The organism is Geovibrio ferrireducens (assembly GCF_026226615.1).
In the GTDB taxonomy this organism is placed as follows: domain Bacteria; phylum Chrysiogenota; class Deferribacteres; order Deferribacterales; family Geovibrionaceae; genus Geovibrio; species Geovibrio ferrireducens.
Map to the genome: position 1 here is coordinate 150,464 of NZ_JAJAPB010000006.1, position 22,493 is coordinate 172,956.

Here is a 22,493-nt window from a genome sequence, read left to right on the forward strand (position 1 = left end):
TATCACGGCTGACCTAAAATTTACACAGACATATAGCTTATTATGAAAAATAATTTACTAGTTAATAATCAGTGTGAAAGAGGACGGTTTTGGTGAAAAAAGTCTTTTTATACGCTATTTAGCTATTATTCAGTTTTCCCTGTCCAGAAGCCTGTAGTGGAGCGCCTCCAGCACATGCTTAGACTGAATATCAGAACTGTTATCCATATCAGCGAGTGTGCGGGCAACTTTAAGGATTTTGGAATATGCCCTGGCGGAATAACCGAAACGGTCGCAGGCATTTTCCAGAAGTTTCATGCTTTTATCATCAAGCCTGCAGTATTTCTTTATCTGCCTTTCACCCATCTGGGAGTTGAGGAGAATTTTCTCGCCCCTGAAACGTTCCTTCTGCATCCGGTGGGCGTTCATCACTCTGTCTCTCATGCTTTCGGAGGATTCTCCGTCATCAAGCCCTGCCAGTTCCTTCAAATCCACCGCCTTCACTTCCATATGTATGTCTATTCTGTCCAGCAGAGGCCCTGAAAGGCGCGCGCGGTACTTCTGCACCTGAGAGGGGGCGCAGGTGCATTCCCGTCTGGAATCGCCGTAATAGCCGCAGGGGCAGGGGTTGCAGGCTGCCACAAGCATGAACGAGGCAGGGTATTTCACTGTTCTGTCCGCTCTGGCCACTGTTACCTCCTTGTCCTCCATAGGCTGACGGAGGGTTTCAAGAACACTGCGGTTAAACTCCAGAAACTCGTCCATGAAGAGTATTCCGTTATGGGCTATGCTCACCTGACCGGGCTTGGCGCGGGAGGTTCCCCCGACTATTGAGACAGAGCTGCTTGTGTGATGAGGCGAAACAAAGGGGCGCTCAAAGCTTATATCGGAAACATTCCTCACAAGCCCCGCAACAGAATGGATCTTGAGAGTTTCTATAGCCTCCTCCATATCCAGCGGAGGCAGAATCCCCGGCAGCCTGCGGGCAATCATTGTCTTGCCGCTTCCGGGCGGGCCGATCATGAGAATATTGTGCATTCCGGCGGCGGCAACCTCCGCTGCACGGCGGGCTGTGAACTGCCCCTTTACATCCCTGAAATCATGCATGAGCTCACGGGCGGGAAGCTCACAGGCATCCTTGTTCCCGGCGAATGTAACCCCGCCGTTTCCCCCAAGCCACGCAAGCACTTCCGAGAGGTTTTCCGCACCGCCTATCTTAATCCCGCTGACGAGAGAGGCCTCAGCCATGTTCTCCTTCGGCAGAATGACAGTCTCGAACCCTTTCTCACGGGCGGCATAGGTTACAGACAAAACCCCGCTCACGGGGCGGAGCTTTCCGTCCAGCGAAAGTTCCCCTATGAAAAGGGTTTTATCCGTATCTGCGTCTATGTGCCCGGCGGATTTGAGAAGACCCACAGCAACAGGCAGGTCAAAACCCGTCCCCTCCTTGCGGAAGTCCGCAGGGGCGAAGTTGATTGTGATCGGCTTGTTGAATATGGAGAAACCCATGTTTTTCAGGGCGGAGCGCACCCTGTCCCTGCTTTCCCGCACGGAGGTCTCAGCAAGCCCCACCATGCTGAACGACGGGAGGCCTACATTAGCCGTGTCCACCTCAACCTCAATGAGAACCCCCTCAATCCCTGCCACATGGGCGGAAAAAATACGGCAAAACATCTCCCCTCCGTAATCCGTCACAATATGGGAGTATATGTCAATAAACAGGATATGTTCAATAGTAAAGGCTTGCGCAGTACAGGGGAACAGCTCAGGCATTTTAACTGTTATTAAATAAATTTCATTTTCTGCTTATACAGCAGCAATATTTTTTTAACTTTTTCCTGAAAAGCGGTTGACACAAGCTGAGTAAACAGGGAAAATCAGGTTATAAGTTATGGTTCATAACCACCCCATGCGCTTACTGACAACTTTCCCATACAGGCGGGGCAAACCTATGAGAAAGCGAGACTACACAAAGCGGCTGGCAGGAGATTTATACGGTGGGATAACCGCAGGGGTTATTGCCCTCCCCCTTGCGCTGGCTTTCGGAGTGGCCAGCGGTGCAGGTGCGCAGGCCGGGCTTTACGGCGCAATAATTCTGGGGCTGACAGCAGCAGTCTTCGGGGGAACACCTGTGCAGATTTCAGGTCCCACAGGCCCCATGACGGTGGTTACCGCATCCGCCGTTGCTCTCTACCACGGGGATATGACCTTTGTCATCACTATAATCTTCCTCGGCGGACTGTTTCAGGTACTTCTCGGTTTCTGCCGCATAGGCGGACTGATCCGCTACATCCCCTATCCTGTAATATCCGGCTTTATGACTGGGATCGGCATAATTATAATCCTGCTCCAGATCCATCCGCTCACCGGAGCCGGAAGCGTGCGCTCCCCGATCATGGCGATTTCAGAGGCGGGCAGGATTTTCACGGATTTCAGCCCAAACGACCTTGCGCTGGGGCTCATAACCCTCGCCATTGTTTTTCTCACACCTAAAAAGGTGACCCGCGTTCTCCCCTCCCCGCTCATAGCGCTCATAGGGGTAACCGCTTTTGCCGGTTTCATGGGATTTAACACTGCGGTGATAGGCCACATTCCATCCGGGCTGCCCTCGTTTCATCTGCCGGTGTTTTCCATATCGCAGCTTACTTTTATAGTTACCACGGCGATGAGCCTCGCCGTACTCGGTTCCATTGACAGCCTGCTCACCTCCCTTGTTTCGGATTCGCTCACCCGTACCAAACATAACCCCAACAAGGAACTTTTCGGTCAGGGGCTGGGAAACATGCTCTCCTCTCTGGCGGGCGGAATCCCCGGCGCGGGAGCAACTATGCGCACGGTAATAAATGTCAAATCCGGCGGAACAACAAGACTCTCCGGGATCGTACATGCACTTCTCCTTCTGGGGTTCGTTCTCGGCTTCGGTGAACAGGCTGAGAGAGTGCCTCTCTCTGTTCTGGCGGGGATACTGATCAAGGTCGGGTTTGATATTGTGGACTACCGTTTCCTGAAAATAATCCGCAAGGCTCCGCGGCATGACATAGCGGTGATGTCCATTGTCCTTGTGCTTACGGTCTTTGTGGATCTCATTGTGGCTGTGGGTGTGGGGCTTGTGGCGGCCTCCGTTCTTCTCACCTACCGAATATCCACACAGACACAGACTCAGGTTGATGACGTGGATCTGGAAACGGCAGACTCCGCCCCCTGCGGTTCACCGGCGGGCAACAGGCATCAGATAAGGGTTGTGGATGTGAACGGCCCGTTCTTCTTCGGTTCCGCAACTCAGGTTGTGGGAAAGGTGGGGAGCATACTGGACAATGAGGTGATTATATTCAACTGTTCAAAGGTTCCGTTCATAGATTATTCGGGTTTTTTCGCCCTCACGGAAATGCTGGTGAATATTAAAGAGAGCGGCATAATAGCCATGATAGTGGCAAATGACGCGCTGAAAGAAAGGCTTACGGATCTTGAAATAAACGGGTATCTCCCGCCTCAGCATATTTTCCCTACACTGGGCGGAGCCTTTGCACACGCAAGAAAGCACATATGCGAAGATGAGAAAAAGAAGACCGCGCCGCAGCTGAGCAGCCTTTAAGCCGCGGTTATTTCCCCATATCGCGCATGTATTCGTCGTATGACTGTTCAGCCCTTTTCAGACAGTCTTCCCTGTCTGTTCCCCTGAGTTCTTCGCACTGCCTGCGCTCGTTTGCCTGAATCCCTTCATAGATGTTTCTTTTGGTGCATGAAGAGAGCAGAAAAGCCAGTGCAAGCGCGATCAGAAGCGAAACACGCATTTTTCAATACCCTTTGTACAGATACATGAAGTGAGCTCCGCCCGCAAGATTCAGCCCTTCGACTCTGCCGAAGAATTTATCCCACACGGAGATCTTTTTATCAAAGTTTCTCAGTTCCACATTTTCAAGTTTGAGCTCGTTTTTCATCTCCTCGAAAGCGTCCCTTCTGCTGCCGAGGTTATCCACAAAGCCCATGTCAAAGGCGCGTTTTCCGGTGAAGACTCTGCCGTCCGCCTGTGCGCGGAGCACAGCCTCATCCATATTCCTGCGCTTTTGTATATCCTCTATAAACTGCTCATACATATCCATCACGGTGGTCATGAGGATCTGCTTCTCCGCCTCGGTCATTTCCCTGTCAGGTGAGCCTATATCCTTGAATTCCCCGCTTTTCAGCGAAAAGTTTTTTATGCCTATGGTGTTCATGAGCTTTTCGTAGTTGGAAAGCTGCATTATAACCCCTATGCTCCCCGTAATTGTGGTGGGCATGGCAAATATCCGGTCGCAGGCAGCGGAAACGTAATATCCGCCGGAGGCCGCCACACTCTCCATGGAGGCATAAACAGGCTTGTTGATTGTCTGGATATAGTCGAAAATTTCCTTGGTCGGCGTTATGACACCGCCGGGGCTGTTCACCCTGATGATAATCCCCTTGACCTTCTCGTTTTTGGAAAGTTCCTCAAGGGATTCTATAACCGAATCAGCATCGTAAATTATCCCGGTTATCGAAAGCTCCGCCACGGTGTTTTCCGGCAGATGACCGCTCTGTGCACCGCTGAGAACATAAACAGCCCTGCCCACCAGACCGAGTATGAGCAGAACCATAATTACCTTTATTGCTGTTTTCCCTATGTTTTTCTTCATAGCGCCCTCTTTAACGGATTAATACCAGAATAAAGGCACACAGTAAAGGCAATATAGGGAACACGGGGCTTGAACCAATCCGTATAAATGCTATCCTTATATTAATACGGAGGACAATAAATGGACAACTTCACACTGAACATCCCCACTAAAATCTTCTTCGGCAGAAACCAGATAAAGGTTCTGGGCAGACAGATAGAAAAATACGGCGCAACACGTGTGCTCATCTGCTACGGCAGTAAAAGAATAAAACAGGACGGACTTTTCCGTACCATCACGGACAAACTCACGGACAGAGGGCTTTTTTACACAGAACTGGGCGGAATCGCGCCTAACCCCCGCATAACAAGCGTGCGCGAAGGTGTGCGCATATGCAGGGAGGAGAACATAGACTTCATCCTCGCTGTCGGCGGCGGCAGCGTTATAGACTGCGCCAAGCTCATAGCGGGTTCAGTGAACTATGAAGGCGACCCGTGGGACTTCTGCCTGCGCAAAGCCGCCATAAACAAAGCACTGCCCATAGGCACAGTGCTCACCCTCGCTGCCACCGGCTCGGAATCAAACGGAAACGCAGTAATCTCAAACATCGAAACAGGTCAGAAGCTGGCGGTGTACTCACCCATACTCTGGCCTAAGTTTTCCATACTTGATCCCGAATACACGTACACCGTGCCCCCCTTCCACACTGCGGCGGGCATTGCGGACATAATGAGCCATATATTCGAGCAGTATTTCTCCCCCACGCCGGACACCTTCACACAGGACAGGCTTTCAGAAGCACTGCTGAAAACATGCCTGAAATACGCGCCGGTAGTTATGGAAAACCCGCACGACTACACAGCGCGGGCGGAAATTCTCTGGGCGGGGAACCTTGCCTTAAACACCCTCCTCTCCCTCGGCAGGGAAGGGGACTGGGCGAACCACTCCATAGAGCATGAGGTGAGTGCATTATTTGACATCTCCCACGGGGCAGGGCTTGCGATCCTTTTTCCCAACTGGATGAAATATGTGATGGATGACAGCAATGCCGATAAATTCTACAGTCTCGCGGTAAATGTTTTCGGCGTTGCGGAAAGAGATGATAAAAAAGCCGCCGCCCTTGAGGGGATTGACCGCCTGAGAGCCTTCTACAGCTCCATAGGGCTCCCGGCAAGGCTCTCCGAAACAGGAGTGGAGGAGGATTCGCTTCAGAAAATGGCCGAAGGCGCTGTGCGATTCGGTGAAATAGGCGAGTTCAGAAAGCTTAAATCAAAGGATATACTTGCCATTCTCAAAATGGCTTACTGACGGAGGCGGATATGGGCATCGGATTCAGGGCTTACGTAGTATCTGAAAACACAGACGGCACATACTCAGGAAATATCACCGAACGCAGCACGGATGATCTGCCCGCGGGTGAGGTACTGATCCGTGTACGCTATTCATCCCTGAACTATAAGGATGCGCTCTCAGCCTCCGGCAATAAAGGCGTTACGAAAAAATATCCTCACACCCCCGGCATTGACGCTGCCGGGGAGGTGGCTAAATGCACTGACGGCAGCTTCAAAGAGGGCGACAGGGTAATTGTCACCGGCTATGACCTCGGCATGAACACCTCAGGCGGCTTCGGAGAGTATATACGTGTTCCGTCCGCGTGGGTTCTCCCCTTGCCTGACGGGCTTACAATGAAGGAGAGCACGTCCCTAGGCACGGCGGGGCTCACCGCTGCGCTCTGCGTGGACGGACTGCTGCATTCGGGACTCAGGGGCGGAAGCATAGCGGTGACAGGGGCAACAGGCGGCGTGGGGAGCGTAGCTCTCTCAATTCTGGCTGCCGAAGGCTTTTCCCCATGGGCTGTCACCGGTAAGCCGGAGCTTGAGCCTTTCCTCAGAAGCCTCGGAGCAGAAAACGTCATCTCCGTTACTGACTTCACCGCAGGTTCGGAAAAGCCGCTTATGAAGCCCGTGTGGGACGGTGGTATAGATGTTCTCGGCGGAAGCGCCCTGTCCGCCATGCTGAAATCAGTTAAATACGGCGGCGCTGTTTCCTGCTGCGGTCTCGCACTCTCTCCGGAGCTTAACATCAATGTTTTCCCGTTCATCCTCCGCGGGATAAGCCTCATAGGGGTTGATTCCGTGGAATGCCCGAAGGATAAGCGGATCAAGGCATGGAACAGGCTTGCGGGGGAATGGAAACCTGCCGCACTCGCCGAGTTCACTGCGGAAACAGACCTCAGCGGGCTTGATGAAAAAATAAAAGCCATGCTGGACGGAAAGGCCGCCGGACGCACAGTGATAAGGCTCTGAAAATACACTTTAACATACACTTTTATATTGATAATTTGCTGATTCTGCCTGATCATGTGCTATGAAAGTTAAATTTGCCCAAAGTCTGCCTTATAAGCAGGCTAAGATGACTTTTTTTATTGCCTTCACCCTTGGGCTTCTGCTCAGTATAGTTCTGCTCTGGTTCGATTTCAGGAAAGAACAGGCAGGTGTGAAGGAGCGTCTGGAAAAAATAACCGCCATGATGTCCCATACGGCGGGGCATGCCCTTGTCACCGGAAACAGAAGCCTCGCTCAGGGCATAACAGACGGCCTTGTGGAAGTGGGGATAGTAAAAAAAGTCAGCCTTGTAAATGATAAAAATGAAATACTAGCCATAAGCGAGGCACGGAGCACGGAAGCCGGATACCCCATCAGGTTCCTTGAAGATATGTACACAGGGCAGACCTCCTTCCGCTTCCCTCTGATCTACGGCAAAAACTGGCACTATGCAGGCTACGCCGAAATATACCCCAACATACGAAGCATTTCAGAGGACTTTGCCGCCCATGCCGGAACGGTAATCATAAGCACATTCATTGTCACCGCTGTTCTGTCGCTGCTTTATGCTGTTTCGTTTCACCTCACCCTTGTGCGGCAGATTCAGAAGATAGCCGAAAAGCTCGCCGGAGCAGACCCCTCAAACCAGTCCATATACAGCATTAATATTTCTGAAAGGCATGCCAAGGATGAGCTCGGCGTACTAACAGAATCACTTAATATCCTCTTTGCCCGCTACCACGACAACCTGCTGAAAGTCAGCAGAACAGAGGAACTGAAAGCCGCCAAGGAAGCGGCGGATGCAGCCAACAGAGCAAAAAGCGAGTTTCTGGCCAACATCAGCCATGAAATACGCACACCCATGAATATCATCCTCGGTTTTGCGGAAATACTCGGCAGGGACATAAGGGAGCCTGAACACGCCAGCCTCCTCAGTTCCATCAGAGACAGCGGCGAAACCCTTATGAAACTTATCAACGACCTGCTTGATCTTTCCAAAATAGAGTCGGGCAAAATAGACATCAACCCCACACCGCTTAACATAGGCTCCGTTGTTGACGAAACGGTCAAAATCTTCTCCGAGACAGCAGGGCAGAAGGGGCTTAAGCTCATTCTCAATACTGGCGGATGCAGCGGGCAGATCCTTTTTGACGGAATCAGACTGCGGCAGATACTCTTTAATCTGGTGGGAAATGCCGTGAAGTTCACAGAATCCGGCTTTATCAGGCTCTCGTGCCGTGAGGAAAAAACAGGAGACAGGCTCTGTTCCGTCATCATAACGGTGGAGGACAGCGGCATGGGTATTGACGAAAGTCAGCTTGAAACCATATTCGAAAACTTTGCACAGCAGCAGGGGCAGGATCACGCCAGATACGGCGGCACAGGGCTGGGGCTTGCCATAACGAAAAAACTCACGGAAGCAATGAACGGCACGATTGCCGTATCCAGTACGAAAGGCAGTGGCTCGCTCTTCACAGTGAAGTTCAGAGATGTGAGAATATGTGATGCGCCTCTGCAAAAAACCGCAGCCAAGGGAACAGTGACTTTTGAACCGGCTCTTATACTGGTGGCGGACGACAGCCCGCAGAACCGTTTCCTGATCCGCCTGATGCTGAAAGATCATCCTTTTACATTTATCGAGGCGGAAAACGGGCGGGATGCATACGTAAAAGCGGCTGCGCATCTGCCGGATGCAGTTCTTCTGGATATGAAAATGCCCGGAACGGACGGCTACGCCGCGGCTAAGCTTTTTAAAAGCGACCAGACCACAGCGCATATACCGCTCATAGCCGTTTCCGCGGATGTACTCAGTGACAGAGTGGAGGAGGCATTCGCTTCCGGCTGCTCGGCATATGTGAAAAAACCCATAATTTCATCAGAACTTACCGACGCACTCAAGGTCTTTCTTAAACACAGTGAGGAGAACCGGGCCGAAGAGGAAGCGCCCCAGCCTTCAGCGAATATAACGGAAGAGCAGCGCAAAATTATCCGCAGCGAACTCTATGATAGATGGCAGATGATCTCACGCAGGTTCGTAATAAGCGACATGGAAAACTTCGCCGCACTTGCTCTTTCCCTTGCCGAAAGGGAAAATATAAAAGAATTGAAAAACTGGGCAGAAAAACTTGCAAAAGATGCAAAAGAGTTCGATATTGACTCATTAACCGGAACGATAGATAATTTCACCGGATTCATATAAGGAGAAAACATGAGCGACAAATGCGGATGCGGAAGCGGCGGCTGCGGCAGCCACGACCATGACCACGAAATTGATGAAGAGAATATGGTGAGCATGGCTTTTGCCATGGAGAAAGAGTTTATGGACGAAATCAATCAGGCTTGCGAAGTAAACGGAATGAGCTTTGAAGAGTTCGTTTACAGCTGCCTTGAAGTGGGCATCGGCATAACAAACGGCGACCTGCATCTTATAGATTCGGAAACCGGAAAAAGAGTGGAATAAGACTGCAGTCTCTTCCGCTGTGTTCAGCAACGGAAGAGACGTTAAAACTAGACTGCCAAATCACTTTTCTTGTTTTTCCCCAACTCTTTGCCCGAATGGAAAAGAGAAAGCCCCACAGTAAGCGGCCCGACCCTTCCCAAAAACATAAGAAGCGTTACAATGATTTTCCCCGTATTTCCCAGTTCACCGGTTATGCCCATGCTGAGTCCTACTGTGCCCAATGCTGAGGCTGCCTCAAACACAAGCTTAATATATTCCTGCTCCTCCGCCATGCTCAGCGTGAAAACTCCCGCAGCAAGCACTCCAATATAAATCGATACGGAAGCAACCGCAGTCATAAGTCTTATATCGGGAATTGAATGTCCGAAAAAGGTTACGGTGCTTCTGCCCCTTAAGATACTCATCACTATACCTATGCACGAGGATACTGATGTTGTTTTTATCCCCCCTCCGGTGCCGCTCGGCGACGCTCCGATTACCATAGCTATAATCAGAAGAGTAAGAGAGGCAGGGGCAAGATTGCCGATAGGCACGGTGTTAAACCCGGCTGTTGTTGAGGCGGTCATAACCTGAAAAGACGAAATAAGAATTCCTTCTGAGAATCCGGCGTTTCTCAGCGAAGGTTCGGACAGATAAAAAAGAGGCACACACACGAAGAAGATCAGTGCTGTAAGCACCAGAATAACCTTTGATGTGAAGGTTACCCTGTAAGCTCTGCTCTTTACCGCCAGAAACGCATCATGCAGAACAATAAACCCTATCGAGCCCATATAGCAGAGTGAACCTACCGTTACACATATCACCCAGTTGTCCTTAAAACTCTCCATGCTGTTGCTGAAAGTGCTGAAACCCGAAGTGGTGAATGCGGACACTGCATGAAATAAAGCCATCCACAGCGGAGACTCCACACCTGATGCCCTGAACTCCAGAAACAGGATCAGAGTTCCGATAAACTCAATTATCAGTGTAAAAACTGCAACCTGAAAAATAAAGCTGTGGATTTTAAACTCCGAAGGGAGGCTGAACTCAGTCCCCAGTATTCCGTTTCTCACATTTGAAAGCTGCCTGCCTCTGGCGAGTATGATAAACGAAGTCAGGGTCATATAGCCTATTCCCCCAAGCTGGAATAAGACCAGAATAACTATCTGTCCGAAAAGCGTATACGAATCCGATACGCTGACAGTGCTCAACCCTGTTGTGGAAACGGCAGATGTAACATTAAAAAGATTGTCTATTACTTTTACGTCAGTTACCTGAGAGATCGGAAGGGACAAAAAGGCTGTTCCGATAATAACATAGGATAAAAATCCCAGTACAAGAAACTGAAAAGGCTTCAATCCCGATACAAATCGCATACATTCTCCTGAAATTTCTAAGGCTGAATTTTTTCCTGAAAAAGAGTGTGAAAGATTGATGATATTTGCGGAGTAAGTACCGCTTTTAGATCTGAAACTACTGTGTTCTTATGTGAACATCCGACAGTTTGCATGCGGAGTTTATATTCCTCTCACCTCCGCAAGTCAATACAAATAATATTAAACACTTATATACAAATAGGTTAAGCTACCCCGAAAGCCCCCTGAGAGCTTTCTTGAGGTTTTCCTCAAATGAGCAGTCACCGGAGTATGAGGCGCGGACGGCGTTTTCGGCATCCTTTCTTGAGTAGCCGAGGTTGCACAGGGCGCTCACCACATCTTCCGAGTTGTCATCAGGCTTGGCCTCTGTTTTGAACACGAGATCAAATTTATCCTTAAGCTCTAATATAATCCTCTCAGCCGTTTTCAGCCCTATGCCGGGAATACCCTTAATCTTCACCACATCCCCGGAGACAACAGCCTTCTCAAATGACTTAACATCAAGCCCGGAAAGGATGGCAAGCGCCATCTTAGGCCCCACCTTACTTATTGAAGTGAGGAGGATGAACAGTTTTTTCTCCTCAAGGGTGACAAAACCGAACAGGCTTATGTCGTCCTCACGGACATTCATCAGTGTATAAAGAGAGGCCTTCTCCCCTATGTCAGGCAGGGAAGCGAAACTCTGCATGGAGATCCCCACACGGAAAGCAACCGCTCCCGTGTCTATCACTGCGAAATCCGGGTGTTTTTCCAGCAGTTCGCCCTTAACTCTGTAGATCAATACCGCCTCCCGGTTATATCAAGTCCCAGACACACAGCCACAGCCAGCGCATCCGATGCGTCCAGCGGGGTTTTGCCCATCTTAATGCCGAGCAGAACCTCCACCATGTGGCGCACCTGCTCCTTATCCGCCTTGCCGTAGCCCACAACGGATTTCTTCACCTGAAGCGCCGTATATTCGCTCACGGGCATCCCGCAGGAGAGCAGAGTGGCAATTATAGCGCCCCTTGTCTGCCCCAGAAGCATGGCGCTCTTTATATTTACCGACTGGAAAACATCCTCAACCGCGGACAGTTCCGGCCTGTATTCCGCTATTATATCTCTCAGTCCGGCGCATATGACACCGAGACGTTCGGGCAGTTCTCTTTTACTGTCGGTGCGGAGCACACCGTGAAAAACATGCTCCACCTTGCCCGGCCAGGCCCGTACAATGCCAACGCCTGTGCAGTTAAGACCGGGGTCTATCCCTATAACTATCCGGGACAACTAGTCCTCAAGCTGGGACATAACTTCGTCGTCAGCCTCAAAGTTTGAGTAAACTTCCTGAACATCATCCAGATCCTCAAGGGCATCGGTAATGGTCATGATTTTGCGCAGGTCCTCAACACTGACGGGAACGCTGTTCTTGGGCTTCATGGTGATTTCCGCGAACTCGAATGCATATCCCTTCTTTTCAAGCTCGGTTTTTACATCCATAAAGTCGGCATAAGCGCACTGAACGGAGAAAACATCGCCGTCATCAACAACATCCTCTGCTCCGGCTTCGAGGGCTTCTTCCAGAAGTTTGTCCTCATCCGCCTTGGTTTTGGATATTTCAAGTATGCCTTTCTGCTCGAAAATCCACGCAACACATCCGGCCTCGCCCATGCTGCCGCCTTTTTTCGTCATGGTGCTGCGCACTTCGGCTACTGTCCTGTTTCTGTTATCTGTAAGGGTTTTGACAAGAATAGCCACACCGCCGGGGCCGTAACCTTCGTATGTCACATCCTCGTATGCGGCCTCATTGCCTTCGCCCGTGCCTTTTTTGATTGCTCTGTCAACATTGTCCTTTGGCAGGTTCACGGCTCTTGCCTTATCAAGCGCCAGCCTCAGGCGGGGGTTCATGTCGGCATCTCCGCCCCCTTCCTTTGCCGCAACCGTGATTTCACGGGCAACTTTGGTGAAGACCTTGCCTTTTTTTGCATCCTGAGCCGCTTTTCTGTGTTTAATATTCGCCCACTTACTATGTCCTGCCATACTGAAAATGCTCCTTTATAAATATAAGATTTTTAATCTTTCAGACCGCTTCGCACACCCGCATAAAAACGGGCAGACCGAAAAAAGCAGAATATAATATTATAAATTCAGTTCCAAAAAAAGGATAAAATCGCCAGAAAGCGCCTAAAAGTTTATGCTGCCGAGGATCGGAAACCATCTTACAAGATAGGCGCTCATAATCACCATGCTGTTTGTGGCCATAAGAAGGCCGATTACTATAAGAAGCGCTCCCGATATTTTCTCCACAACTATCACCACTCTGCCCGCCTTTCTCATACCGGAGATAACATGGCCGACCGCGAGGGCGGCAAGCAGAAAAGGTATCCACAAACCCAAGCCGTAGGTGACAAGGAGCCCTATCCCCTGCCCGACCGTTTCCTGCTGGGAGGCCATGGCAAATATAGCCGCAATCACAGGCCCCAGACAGGGCGACCAGCCGAGAACGAGCGCCACGCCAAGGAAAAACGCCTGAATAAGAAACGGCGCACCGGATTTACGCTGATAATTCCACTTCTTCTGTACAAGAAGCCTGTTTATGCGGAAAATACCTGACATATGCAGACCGAGGATCACTATAAGCACCCCGGCTATGCGCCCAAGGATTATTTTATGCTGGGCGAGCGCCTTGCCCACGGCGGTTGCTCCGGCTCCCAGAATAACAAACACAAGGAGAAAACCCAGCCCGAAACAGACAGCACCGAGAACCGCCTTCACTCTGGCTTTTTTTGATTCGCCGGATGTGAGGGTGTCTATGGTTTCGCCGGATATAAAAGACAGATAAGCAGGCAGAAGCGGAAGCACACAAGGTGACAGAAAGGAGAGCACACCCGCAGTAAACGCCGTAATAAATCCTATTTCATTCATAATCACTACCTTATACTCATTTTTTTCACAGGTAAAGACATACGGGAGACGGAAATGTTCCGCAGAAAATCAATATTATATTCAGATATTACGTTAAAGCAATAATCAGAATCCCTTTAAAACTTGAGTTTGTTTATATTTTTTACTAAACTTTTTCCTTGATCAACTGTCCTTTTATGTACATTATAAACCAAAGTCAGGACATTACGGAGTCAGCCAATGAACAAAAACAAGAAGTTTCTCGTTGCCACGGCGGTCGTTGTCATTGCCATTTCATTCATGCTTTTCAGCGGCTTCAAATCGGAAGGTGTTTACTATCTTACAGTAGGCGAAGTTCTTCACAACCCTGAAAAACTTAACCAGAAAGGTATGCGCGTCAGCGGTGAGGTCATCGCCGGAACTATCACCAAAAACACAAAGGAAAGACACCTGGTCTTCGATATTGTGGATGTTGAAGAGGGCGGAGCGGTCATGACCGTTGATTACAAAGGCATAATACCCGACACCTTCAAAGAGGAGATCCACGTCATAATCGAAGGCAACTATGATATTGAAAACAAAAAGTTTATTGCCAAAACTCTTCTGACCAAATGCCCCTCAAAATATGAGGTAGACCCTGAGGAAGAGGCCGCTAAAGGATAATTTTTACAAATTAAGCATCCTTTAGAGAACTTTTTATACAAATCCTTATCAACTTAGTATACTATGCAAAGTTTATTACGCAGTCGGGTTTTGTCCATGCGGCTGAAACCTGCGGTGATGTTTTGCAAATCTTAAATTTTCGAGGTGAACAGTGGGCGGAGCAGGATTTTTGTTTATGCTCCTTGCGCTGATAACAGGCGCGGGTGCTTCTTACTTCTACTTAACAGGGATGAGAAGCGAAAACAAAATTTACGATAAAATCGGAGGATATTTCCTCATCGCACAGACTGCGGCAATAAGCGTTGCCTCTCTTATTCTGCTTCTGGCACTCGTCACAAGCAACTTCAAAATTGAGTATGTCGCGCAGTACACAGACCTTGCGCTGCCCATGGCATACAAACTCAGCGCCTTCTGGGCCGGTCAGGCCGGTTCGCTCCTTTTCTGGGCGCTTCTTCTTGTTCTTTTCGCCATAGTTGAGATGGTAAGGCTCAGGAACTCCGATTCAAGATACAAGAGCTCTGTTCTCTTTGTAATAAGCGTTTCGTCTTCCTTCTTCCTGATTCTTACCTGTTTTGTGACCAACCCCTTTGCGGAGCTTGGCTTCACTCCTCAGGACGGCGTGGGCATGAACCCCCTTCTCCAGAACCCCGGCATGATTTACCATCCGCCTACCCTTTTCCTCGGTTATGCGGGCTTTACCGTGCCTCTCGGACACGCAATAGCATCCATGATGACTGGCGACGGCTCCAACCTATGGGTTAAAGAGAGCAGAGGCTGGGCTATATTCACATGGGTTTTCCTCACAATAGGCATAGTTCTCGGCGGCCAGTGGGCTTATGTTGAACTCGGCTGGGGCGGCTACTGGGCATGGGATCCTGTTGAAAACGCATCACTCCTTCCGTGGATAACAGGAACGGCTTACCTCCACTCCGCTCTCATATATGAGCAGAGAAACAAGCTGAAAATATGGACGCACACGCTCCTTATGACATCCTTTATCCTCTGCATATTCGGAACCTTCCTCACGAGAAGCGGCGTTATAGATTCTGTTCACTCCTTCGGAAAGTCAAGCCTCGGCGCTTTCTTTGTGGTGTTCATGATCGTCTCCACAATCGCATACGCCATTGTTCTCTTCAGCAACATCAAACTTTACAAAGACCCCGAAGAGAAAGACTTCCACTTCTCCTCCAGGGAAGGCATGTTTTTTATCGCTAACTGGCTTTTCCTCGGTCTTATGGTTGTTGTCCTCGTGGGAACAACAATGCCCCTTATCTCTCAGGCTTATTATGCTGTAATGGGCGTTTTCGGGGTTGTGGGCAACAAGCTTACGGTTAACATCCCTTACTTTAACAAGGTTTCCACACCTTTCTTTATACTGATACTGCTTTTTGCGGGTCTTGCTCCCATGGCTCAGTACGGTAAGGAGATAGGTGAAAGCTTCTATAAAAAGATCATCCCCGGAGTCATTGCGGCGCTTGCCTCAATGGTAATCATGTATGTGAAGGGCTACACCCTCCCCATACCCCTTATACTCACTGGGGTGACAACCCTTTCACTCGCTACCATAATAACAAGAATAGCAATCTCCATAAAAAACAACGGCCCCAAAGTTGTGCTTACCCAGCGCAGGCACTACGGCGGCCTTCTGGTTCACATCGGCGTTGTTATCATGGCTTACGGAATCATCGCCTCATCCTTCTACAACATCAAGGATGAGCATGTGGTAGCACCGGGAGAAAGCTTCACCTTCGGCAATTATGAAATGCAGGTGGGCGAACTCACAGTAAATCAGGGTCAGAACTTTACATCTGTCTACGCTCCTGTTACAGTAACAGAAAACGGTAAGAAGATAGTAACTGTCGCACCGGAAAGACGCTTCTACGAAAAACGCGAGGAAGCATGGGCGGAAGTTGCTATCTACTCCAAACTGAAAGGCGATCTTTACTTCATACTCGCCAGCTACTCCAAACCTGAAAACTACATAGGGATTCAGGTGGTTTACGAGCCTCTTCTCGTGTGGCTGTGGATTGGCTGCGGTATTATGTGCATCGGCGCTTTCTACACTGTTACCGGCAGGAGAAAAAATGCCTGAACCAATTTTCAGGCTGGATAATGTTAAAAAGAGATACGGTCACACCGAAGCACTTAAAGGTGTGACCTTTGAACTTGCCGAAGGGGACTTTATGTCCGTGTTCGGGCCAAACGGCGCGGGCAAGTCAACCCTTCTGAAAATCCTTTCCACCCTCACTAAACCGAGTGAGGGTGATATTTTTTTTAAAGGCACGCCCATAAAGAAAATGAAGGATGATTTCAGAAAGCATTTCGGGGTTATCTCTCACCAGCCTTTTTTATACGAAAACCTCAGCGCGCTTGAAAACCTTGTCTTCTACGGCAGGCTCTACGGAATAAAGGATGTTTCCGCACGGGCGGATTTCCTCCTGAAAAGGGTGGAGCTTCTTTCAAGAAAGCATGACAGGGTCAGAACATTCTCAAGGGGCATGCTGCAAAGGCTTTCCATAGCCCGCGCGCTCATGCATGATCCCGATATTATACTGCTGGATGAACCCTACACAGGGCTTGACCAGCACGCATCCCTCGTTCTCACTGGTATTCTCAAGGAACAGTTCTCCCTCAAAAAAACCATTGTGATGGTCACTCACAACCTCCCCAGAGGCTATGAGCTTGCCTCAAGGATTGTCGTTGTCAAAGGCGGAAAATTCACTCTGGATAAGAAGAAGGAAGAAGTGCCGGAGAAGGAGTTCGAGGAAATATACATGCAGGCGGTGAGCTGAAATGAGCTATTTCAACACTGTTCTCTGTATTTTCAGGAAAGATATTCTTGAGGAGTTCAAGTCTAAGGAAGTGGTTAACTCCATGCTTGTCTTCTCCCTCCTCGTGGTCGTGGTTTTCAGCTTCATATTTGAACCCGGCAGCGATATGAAAAATGAGGTTGTAGGCGGCATATTGTGGATGAGCTTTGTTTTCGCGGGGCTTCTGGGGCTGAATAAATCCATGATGACAGAGGTTCAGGGGGGCAACCTTCAGGCTCTTCTCCTCTCACCCGTTGACCCCAGTTCGGTCTTTTTCGGCAAGGTCATAAGCAACTTCACGTTCATGGCTATGGTGGAGATAATCACTATCCCTATTTTCACAGTGCTTTACAACGTAAACGTATTCGCAGGCGGAGCGCTGACGGCTGCTGTTTTCTTCCTCGGCACATACGGATTCGCCGTTCTGGGAACTCTGTTCTCGCTCATTTCCGTAAACACCAGAACAAGGGAGGTCATGCTTCCGCTTCTGCTTCTGCCGATACTTGTTCCGGTAATTCTTGCCTCAGTGCAGAGTCTTAATATTTTCGTTCTCGGTCATGATCACGCTCTGGCGTATCCATGGCTTAAGATTCTCCTTGTTTTTGACATTATTTTCACCGCAGTCGTGTTTGCGGTGTTTGACTTCATAGTAGAGGAATAGCTTATGAGCAAAGAAAAAATTCTTGATGCAGCCCTTATTGTCCTTGTTCCTGTCGGGCTTTATATGGCGTTTATCTACGCGCCTGTGGCGAAATCACTCGGTCCTAATCAGAAGATTTTCTACTTTCATGTGGCTTCCGCATGGATTTCGTTTTTCGCATTTTTCGTAACCTTCTGCGCCAGCATAGCTTACCTGATTAAGGATGACTTCCGCTTTGACGATATTGCCGAAAGCTCCGCCGAGATAGGTCTGCTTTTCTGCACAATTGTTCTCACCACCGGACCCGTCTGGGGCAAGGCGGCATGGGGCGCATGGTGGACATGGGATCCCAGACTCACCACAACGGCGATCCTCTGGTTCATTTACGTCGGCTACATAATGCTGAGAAAGTTCATAGACGAGGACAGCAAAAGGGCGAGATTCGCTGCGGCTGTGGGTGTAATCGGATTCATTGACGTACCCATAGTCTTCTTCTCTATCCGCATCTGGAAAAATACCATACACCCCAACGTTGTACAGAAAGGGGGCGGCGGGCTTCACCCCATGATGCTCCACGCCATGCTGTGCGCGCTCCTTATATTCACTCTGCTCTATTTCAGCCTGCTGATTAAGAGAGTTCGCCTCGCAAGGGCAAAACGCAGATTCGACGCTCTGGAAAGAGCAGCCTAGCAGACACATGAGCCTCCGTTTTCCCGGAGGCTTACGTCCTGTTCATCTGCATCACTCTGAGCAGATCTGAAAACCTCAGGCAATATCAGTAAGAGATTGCTTCACTTCGTTCGCAATGACACCAGAACAGTTTAAGAGAACAAGCCGCACCGCAGAACGCAGGTGCGGCGATTATACGTCAGCTATTTAATACCACGGCATTGTCTTAACAGTTCCATGACAGTTCCATGGATGGAACTGCGCCGTGCGGAGCGAAGGACGGTTTATCCGTCCGCGAGCGGTTTCAGCCGCACCGCAGGACGCAGGTGCGGCGATTATCTATTTAAGAAATGAATACTCATACTCAGTATGATCTTTGTAGGTTCCGTTGAGTATGGCCACAACGTCCTCAACAAAGACAAGCTCCTCGTTGGTGGGGATCACATAAACCTTCACCTTGGACTCAGGAGTGGAGATCTCAGTCTCGCCGTGTTTGGAGAATGTGGTGAGGTTTTTCTGTTCATCCACGACAATACCCATGTCCTCAAGCCCTTCCAGAGCCTTCTGACGTATTATCCCGGCGTTTTCGCCCACTCCGGCGGTGAAGACGATCGCATCCAGCCTGCCGAGCACCGCGTAATATGTGCCGATGTATTTTTTGAGCCTGTAGGCTTCCATATCAATTGCCAGACGGCATCTGTCCTTGCTGTCCGGGAAGTTACACTGGAGAATATCCCTTCTGTCTGTGTATTTGCCGCTTATGCCCAGCATGCCGGACTTTTTGTTGAGGATTGCATCCATTTTGCGGTAGTCAATATCAAGCTGACCCTGCATAAAAAGCGGGATGGCCGGATCGAGATCGCCGCATCTGGTTCCCATTATTGCGCCCTCAAGGGGTGTGAGACCCATGGAGGTGTCCACGGACACGCCGTTTTTGATGGCGGTGTGGGAAACACCGTTGCCGATGTGCATGGTTATGATATTGCAGTCTTTAGAGTTTTTACCGAGGAGAGCCGCCGCGCGCTTGGAGACATAAAGGTGGCTTGTGCCGTGGAATCCGTAACGCCTTACGCCGTAATCCTGATACCACTCATAGGGAACTGCGTACATATATGCGTAGTCGGGCATTGTCTGGTGAAAAGCGGTATCGAAAATAGCAACCTGAGGCACATCGGGCAGAACCTCGTATGCTGCCCTTATCCCCGCAAGGTTGGGCGGGTTGTGAAGGGGTGCGAGGTGCTGAACATCCTCTATGGTTTTTATTACATCCGCATCGAGCCTGACGCTTCTCTTAAACTTGTCACCGCCGTGGACAACCCTGTGCCCTACAGCGGAGATCTCCTTCATATTGGTGATAACACCGGTTTCCGAGGCGGTGAGGGTCTTAACTATGAGCTCCACAGCAGTTCCGTGGTCGTGGCACTCATATTCATCCCTGTATGTCGGCCTGCCTTCCACTTCGTGCACTATGAACGAGTCACCTATACCGACACGCTCAACAACACCTTTTGCGATAACTTTCTTATTATCCCAGTCATAAAGCTGGTACTTGGCGGACGAACTGCCGCAGTTAAGAGCGAGTATAAACATCGGCACTTCCTCCTTAATCAGCCTGAACTGCCGTAATGGCGGCAACGTTCACTATATCCATGTATTTACAGCCTCTGGAGAGATCGTTAACAGGCTTTGCCAGCCCCTGAATAACCGGGCCTATGGCTTCCGCGCCTGCAATTCTTTCCACCAGTTTGTAGCCTATATTTCCTGCATCAAGAGTGGGGAAAACAAGGACATTCGCCTGTCCTGCCACATTGCTTCCCGGAGCCTTTTTCGCACCGACAGAGGCAAGCAGCGCCGCATCCGCCTGAAGTTCACCGTCAATGGCAAGTTCCGGAGCAAGCTCTCTGGCTATTTTAAGTGCTTCTGTCACCTTATCCACATCTTCGTGCTGAGCGCTCCCCTTTGTGGAGAATGAGAGCATAGCCACCTTCGGTTCAACCTCAAGGAAGGCTTTGCAGCTGTCCGCTGTGGCGAGGGCGATTTCAGCAAGCGTTCTTGCGTCAGGGTTGGGGATAACCGCACAGTCAGCAAAGAGAACTGCGCCGTCCTTGCCGAATTCGGGCTTGGGAGTAACCATGATGAAGCAGCTTGAAACTGTCCTCATCCCCTTTTTGGTTCCGATAACACGGATGGCGGCTCTAAGAACGTCACCCGTTGTGTGACAGGCTCCGGTCACTGCGCCGTCTGCTATCCCCTTTTCCACAAGCATGGAGCCGAAGTAAAGCACATCCTTCATGCTTTCGGAGGCTTCCTCCATTGTCATCCCTTTGGATTTTCTCTTTTCGTAATAATAGTTTGTAAATTCTTCAAGATATTTGCTGGTTTTCGGGTCGATGATTTCGCATTTCACTGCGTAGCCCTTCTGTGCGAAGAGCCCCCTTACTTCCTTCTCATCTCCGAGAACTATAACTTTGGCGAGTCCGTTTTCGACTATGGCGTTGGCGGCGTCTATTGTCCTTTCATCAGTTCCTTCCGGCAAAACAATCGTCTTGTTTCTGGACTTGGCGATGTCCCAGAACTTATTCATAAGCGACATATCAGAACCTCCGAAAATAGAAAAGTATTTTGTTTTAGAGGATTACATTAAAAAACTCAATAGAAAATTTTATGAATCTTATGCAACCCTTAAGCAACTGCGTAACCCTTTACTGTAAAGAGTTTTATGGTTAGTTTAATTTTTATTCCAAAAACAGGCAGGGCGTCCCGAAGGACGCCCTTTTTAATTATTTGTTTATTTTTTTAATCTCGCTGAACCCTTTGGACAGCGCCTGTTCATTCAGAGGTATCAGATCATGATGCTTCTTCGAGAGAGCATTGGGAAGCTCTGCAACGGCCTCCTCCAGAGTGAAGAGCCCGGAAACAGCCAGAAGGCCGCCTATCATAACCATGTTGGCAACCCTGACATTCCCCAGATCGCGGGCAATGTCCCCTGCGTTCAGCCCGTAGAACTCAACATCCGTTCTTGTCACCGCCGAAGGGTCAACAAGGGAGGTGTCAAGCACCGCTTTAGCACCTTTGCGGAATCGAGGCTGAAACTTATTGAAAGAGGGCATGTTCATTATCAGCCCGTAAGCGGGCGCGGTTACTATGGGTGAGCCTATCTCAAGGTCGGAGATAACCACAGTGCAGTTTGCTGTTCCGCCCCTCTGTTCCGCTCCGTATGAGGGAAACCATGTGACATTCAGCCCCTTGTGTGAGGCAATGTGGGCGAGCATCATTCCGGCGCTGAGAATACCCTGACCGCCGAAGCCTGCCATTACGCTTTCAAAAATCATTTCTCACCCCCGTCAGCATCCCTGAACACGCCAAGGGGATAATAGCCCTCCATATCCTTCTCCACAAACTGAACCGCATCAGCGGGGGTCATGCCCCAGTTTGTGGGGCAGGTGGAAAGAACTTCAACGAAGGAGAAACCCTTGTTCTCCTTCTGGTTCTGAAAGGCTTTCTTGATCGCTCTTTTCGCCTTCATTATCTTGGCGGGAGTGGCTGCGCTCACTCTGGCACTGTAAACCACAGGGTCAAGAGCGCCCATTATCTCCGCCATTCTGAAAGGTGAGCCGTGGGTGGCGCAGTCCCTTCCTGTTGGGGTTGTGGTTGTTCTCTGTCCCGGCAGGGTGGTGGGAGCCATCTGTCCGCCTGTCATGCCGTAATTGGCGTTGTTCACGAAGATGACTGTTATCATCTCGCCCCTGTTGGCGGCATGCATAATTTCCGCCATGCCTATGGAGGCGAGGTCTCCGTCACCCTGATAGCTGAATACGGTGAGGTCGGGTCTCACCCTTTTTATGCCTGTGGCAAGGGCGGGCGCTCTTCCGTGGGGAGCCTCCACTATATCTGTTCTGAAATATTCATAAAGAAGAACCGCACACCCGACAGGCGCAACGCCCACTGTGGTTTCGCGGAGTTCAAGCTCGTCCAGAACCTCGCCCACCAGCCTGTGGATTATTCCGTGGCTGCATCCGGGGCAGAAGATTGTGGTTTTATCAGTAAGGCTTTCGGGTTTCTGAAAAACTATGCTCATCCG

22 protein-coding genes are annotated in these 22,493 nt (G+C 49.8%); 10 read left to right on the forward strand and 12 right to left on the reverse strand.

Features of this window, described 5'->3' with window-relative positions; translation table 11 throughout:
• Positions 1-129 precede the first annotated feature (129 nt).
• Positions 130-1,653, reverse strand: coding sequence for a YifB family Mg chelatase-like AAA ATPase (locus tag OSQ85_RS08520; RefSeq protein WP_265822435.1), 1,524 nt, complete (start codon positions 1,651-1,653; stop codon positions 130-132).
• 277 nt (positions 1,654-1,930) lie between these two features.
• Between OSQ85_RS08520 and OSQ85_RS08525 the strand changes: the two genes are divergently transcribed.
• The gene (locus OSQ85_RS08525; protein ID WP_265822437.1) at positions 1,931-3,571 is read left to right on the forward strand and encodes a SulP family inorganic anion transporter; all 1,641 of its coding nucleotides are present in this window, start codon (positions 1,931-1,933) and stop codon (positions 3,569-3,571) included.
• A 7-nt stretch (positions 3,572-3,578) separates the two neighbouring features.
• On the opposite strand, the gene OSQ85_RS08530 is transcribed toward OSQ85_RS08525, so the two are convergent.
• Both OSQ85_RS08530 and sppA read right to left on the reverse strand, forming a co-directional pair.
• Positions 3,579-3,770, reverse strand: coding sequence for a hypothetical protein (locus OSQ85_RS08530; protein WP_265822439.1), 192 nt, complete (start codon positions 3,768-3,770; stop codon positions 3,579-3,581).
• A gap of 3 nt (positions 3,771-3,773) precedes the next feature.
• Entirely contained in the window at positions 3,774-4,631 is an 858-nt protein-coding gene (gene sppA, locus OSQ85_RS08535; protein ID WP_265822440.1) for a signal peptide peptidase SppA, read from the reverse strand.
• 120 nt (positions 4,632-4,751) lie between these two features.
• Here sppA and OSQ85_RS08540 point away from each other — a divergent pair, with 120 nt between their 5' ends.
• The 4 genes from OSQ85_RS08540 to OSQ85_RS08555 all read left to right on the forward strand — a co-directional run bounded on the left by OSQ85_RS08540 (position 4,752) and on the right by OSQ85_RS08555 (position 9,395).
• The gene (locus OSQ85_RS08540; RefSeq protein ID WP_265822442.1) at positions 4,752-5,918 is read left to right on the forward strand and encodes an iron-containing alcohol dehydrogenase; all 1,167 of its coding nucleotides are present in this window, start codon (positions 4,752-4,754) and stop codon (positions 5,916-5,918) included.
• Between the two features lie 11 nt (positions 5,919-5,929).
• Positions 5,930-6,916: a YhdH/YhfP family quinone oxidoreductase gene (locus tag OSQ85_RS08545; protein ID WP_265822443.1), complete on the forward strand. Its 987-nt coding sequence runs from the start codon at positions 5,930-5,932 to the stop codon at positions 6,914-6,916.
• 106 nt (positions 6,917-7,022) lie between these two features.
• A complete protein-coding gene (locus tag OSQ85_RS08550; RefSeq protein WP_265822444.1) occupies positions 7,023-9,134 on the forward strand; it encodes an ATP-binding protein in 2,112 nt (703 codons plus the stop codon).
• Positions 9,135-9,143: 9 nt separating this feature from the next.
• Positions 9,144-9,395, forward strand: coding sequence for a hypothetical protein (locus tag OSQ85_RS08555; RefSeq protein ID WP_265822445.1), 252 nt, complete (start codon positions 9,144-9,146; stop codon positions 9,393-9,395).
• 47 nt (positions 9,396-9,442) lie between these two features.
• On the opposite strand, the gene OSQ85_RS08560 is transcribed toward OSQ85_RS08555, so the two are convergent.
• The 5 genes from OSQ85_RS08560 to OSQ85_RS08580 form a co-directional block, all read right to left on the reverse strand.
• Positions 9,443-10,750: a TrkH family potassium uptake protein gene (locus OSQ85_RS08560; RefSeq protein ID WP_265822446.1), complete on the reverse strand. Its 1,308-nt coding sequence runs from the start codon at positions 10,748-10,750 to the stop codon at positions 9,443-9,445.
• Positions 10,751-10,958: 208 nt separating this feature from the next.
• Positions 10,959-11,531 (reverse strand): Holliday junction branch migration protein RuvA, encoded by a 573-nt coding sequence (ruvA, locus tag OSQ85_RS08565; RefSeq protein WP_265822447.1) that lies wholly within the window; start codon positions 11,529-11,531, stop codon positions 10,959-10,961.
• A complete protein-coding gene (gene ruvC / locus OSQ85_RS08570) occupies positions 11,528-12,016 on the reverse strand; it encodes a crossover junction endodeoxyribonuclease RuvC (protein WP_265822449.1) in 489 nt (162 codons plus the stop codon). The genes ruvA and ruvC overlap by 4 nt, the downstream gene beginning before the upstream one ends.
• Positions 12,017-12,766 carry a YebC/PmpR family DNA-binding transcriptional regulator gene (locus OSQ85_RS08575; protein ID WP_265822450.1) on the reverse strand — a complete coding sequence of 250 codons (750 nt, stop codon included), beginning with the start codon at positions 12,764-12,766 and terminating at the stop codon, positions 12,017-12,019. It lies immediately after the preceding gene.
• Positions 12,767-12,910: 144 nt separating this feature from the next.
• Complete coding sequence (locus OSQ85_RS08580; protein ID WP_265822451.1) at positions 12,911-13,651, reverse strand: cytochrome c biogenesis CcdA family protein; 741 nt, start codon at positions 13,649-13,651, stop codon at positions 12,911-12,913.
• A gap of 219 nt (positions 13,652-13,870) precedes the next feature.
• On the opposite strand from OSQ85_RS08580, the gene OSQ85_RS08585 reads away from it, so the two are divergent.
• From OSQ85_RS08585 to OSQ85_RS08605, 5 genes are all read left to right on the forward strand, one after another.
• Positions 13,871-14,293, forward strand: coding sequence for a cytochrome c maturation protein CcmE (locus OSQ85_RS08585; protein WP_265822452.1), 423 nt, complete (start codon positions 13,871-13,873; stop codon positions 14,291-14,293).
• 175 nt (positions 14,294-14,468) lie between these two features.
• On the forward strand, positions 14,469-16,385 hold the full coding sequence (locus OSQ85_RS08590) for a heme lyase CcmF/NrfE family subunit (protein ID WP_265822481.1): 1,917 nt from the start codon (positions 14,469-14,471) through the stop codon (positions 16,383-16,385).
• Positions 16,378-17,085: an ABC transporter ATP-binding protein gene (locus tag OSQ85_RS08595; RefSeq protein ID WP_265822453.1), complete on the forward strand. Its 708-nt coding sequence runs from the start codon at positions 16,378-16,380 to the stop codon at positions 17,083-17,085. Before OSQ85_RS08590 ends, OSQ85_RS08595 begins: the two co-directional genes overlap by 8 nt.
• Position 17,086: 1 nt before the next feature.
• Positions 17,087-17,764: a heme exporter protein CcmB gene (locus tag OSQ85_RS08600; RefSeq protein WP_265822454.1), complete on the forward strand. Its 678-nt coding sequence runs from the start codon at positions 17,087-17,089 to the stop codon at positions 17,762-17,764.
• Positions 17,765-17,767: 3 nt separating this feature from the next.
• The gene (locus OSQ85_RS08605; RefSeq protein ID WP_265822456.1) at positions 17,768-18,433 is read left to right on the forward strand and encodes a cytochrome c biogenesis protein; all 666 of its coding nucleotides are present in this window, start codon (positions 17,768-17,770) and stop codon (positions 18,431-18,433) included.
• Positions 18,434-18,751: 318 nt separating this feature from the next.
• Here the strand turns inward: OSQ85_RS08605 and OSQ85_RS08610 are convergent, their stop codons facing one another.
• The 4 genes from OSQ85_RS08610 to OSQ85_RS08625 all read right to left on the reverse strand — a co-directional run bounded on the left by OSQ85_RS08610 (position 18,752) and on the right by OSQ85_RS08625 (position 22,490).
• Complete coding sequence (locus tag OSQ85_RS08610; RefSeq protein WP_265822458.1) at positions 18,752-20,002, reverse strand: acetate kinase; 1,251 nt, start codon at positions 20,000-20,002, stop codon at positions 18,752-18,754.
• Between the two features lie 13 nt (positions 20,003-20,015).
• Complete coding sequence (gene pta, locus OSQ85_RS08615; protein WP_265822459.1) at positions 20,016-21,005, reverse strand: phosphate acetyltransferase; 990 nt, start codon at positions 21,003-21,005, stop codon at positions 20,016-20,018.
• Positions 21,006-21,192: 187 nt separating this feature from the next.
• Positions 21,193-21,744, reverse strand: a complete 552-nt coding sequence (locus OSQ85_RS08620; protein WP_265822461.1) for a 2-oxoacid:acceptor oxidoreductase family protein — start codon at positions 21,742-21,744, stop codon at positions 21,193-21,195.
• Positions 21,741-22,490 carry a thiamine pyrophosphate-dependent enzyme gene (locus OSQ85_RS08625; protein ID WP_265822463.1) on the reverse strand — a complete coding sequence of 250 codons (750 nt, stop codon included), beginning with the start codon at positions 22,488-22,490 and terminating at the stop codon, positions 21,741-21,743. Before OSQ85_RS08625 ends, OSQ85_RS08620 begins: the two co-directional genes overlap by 4 nt.
• Between the last annotated feature and the right edge of the window lie 3 nt (positions 22,491-22,493).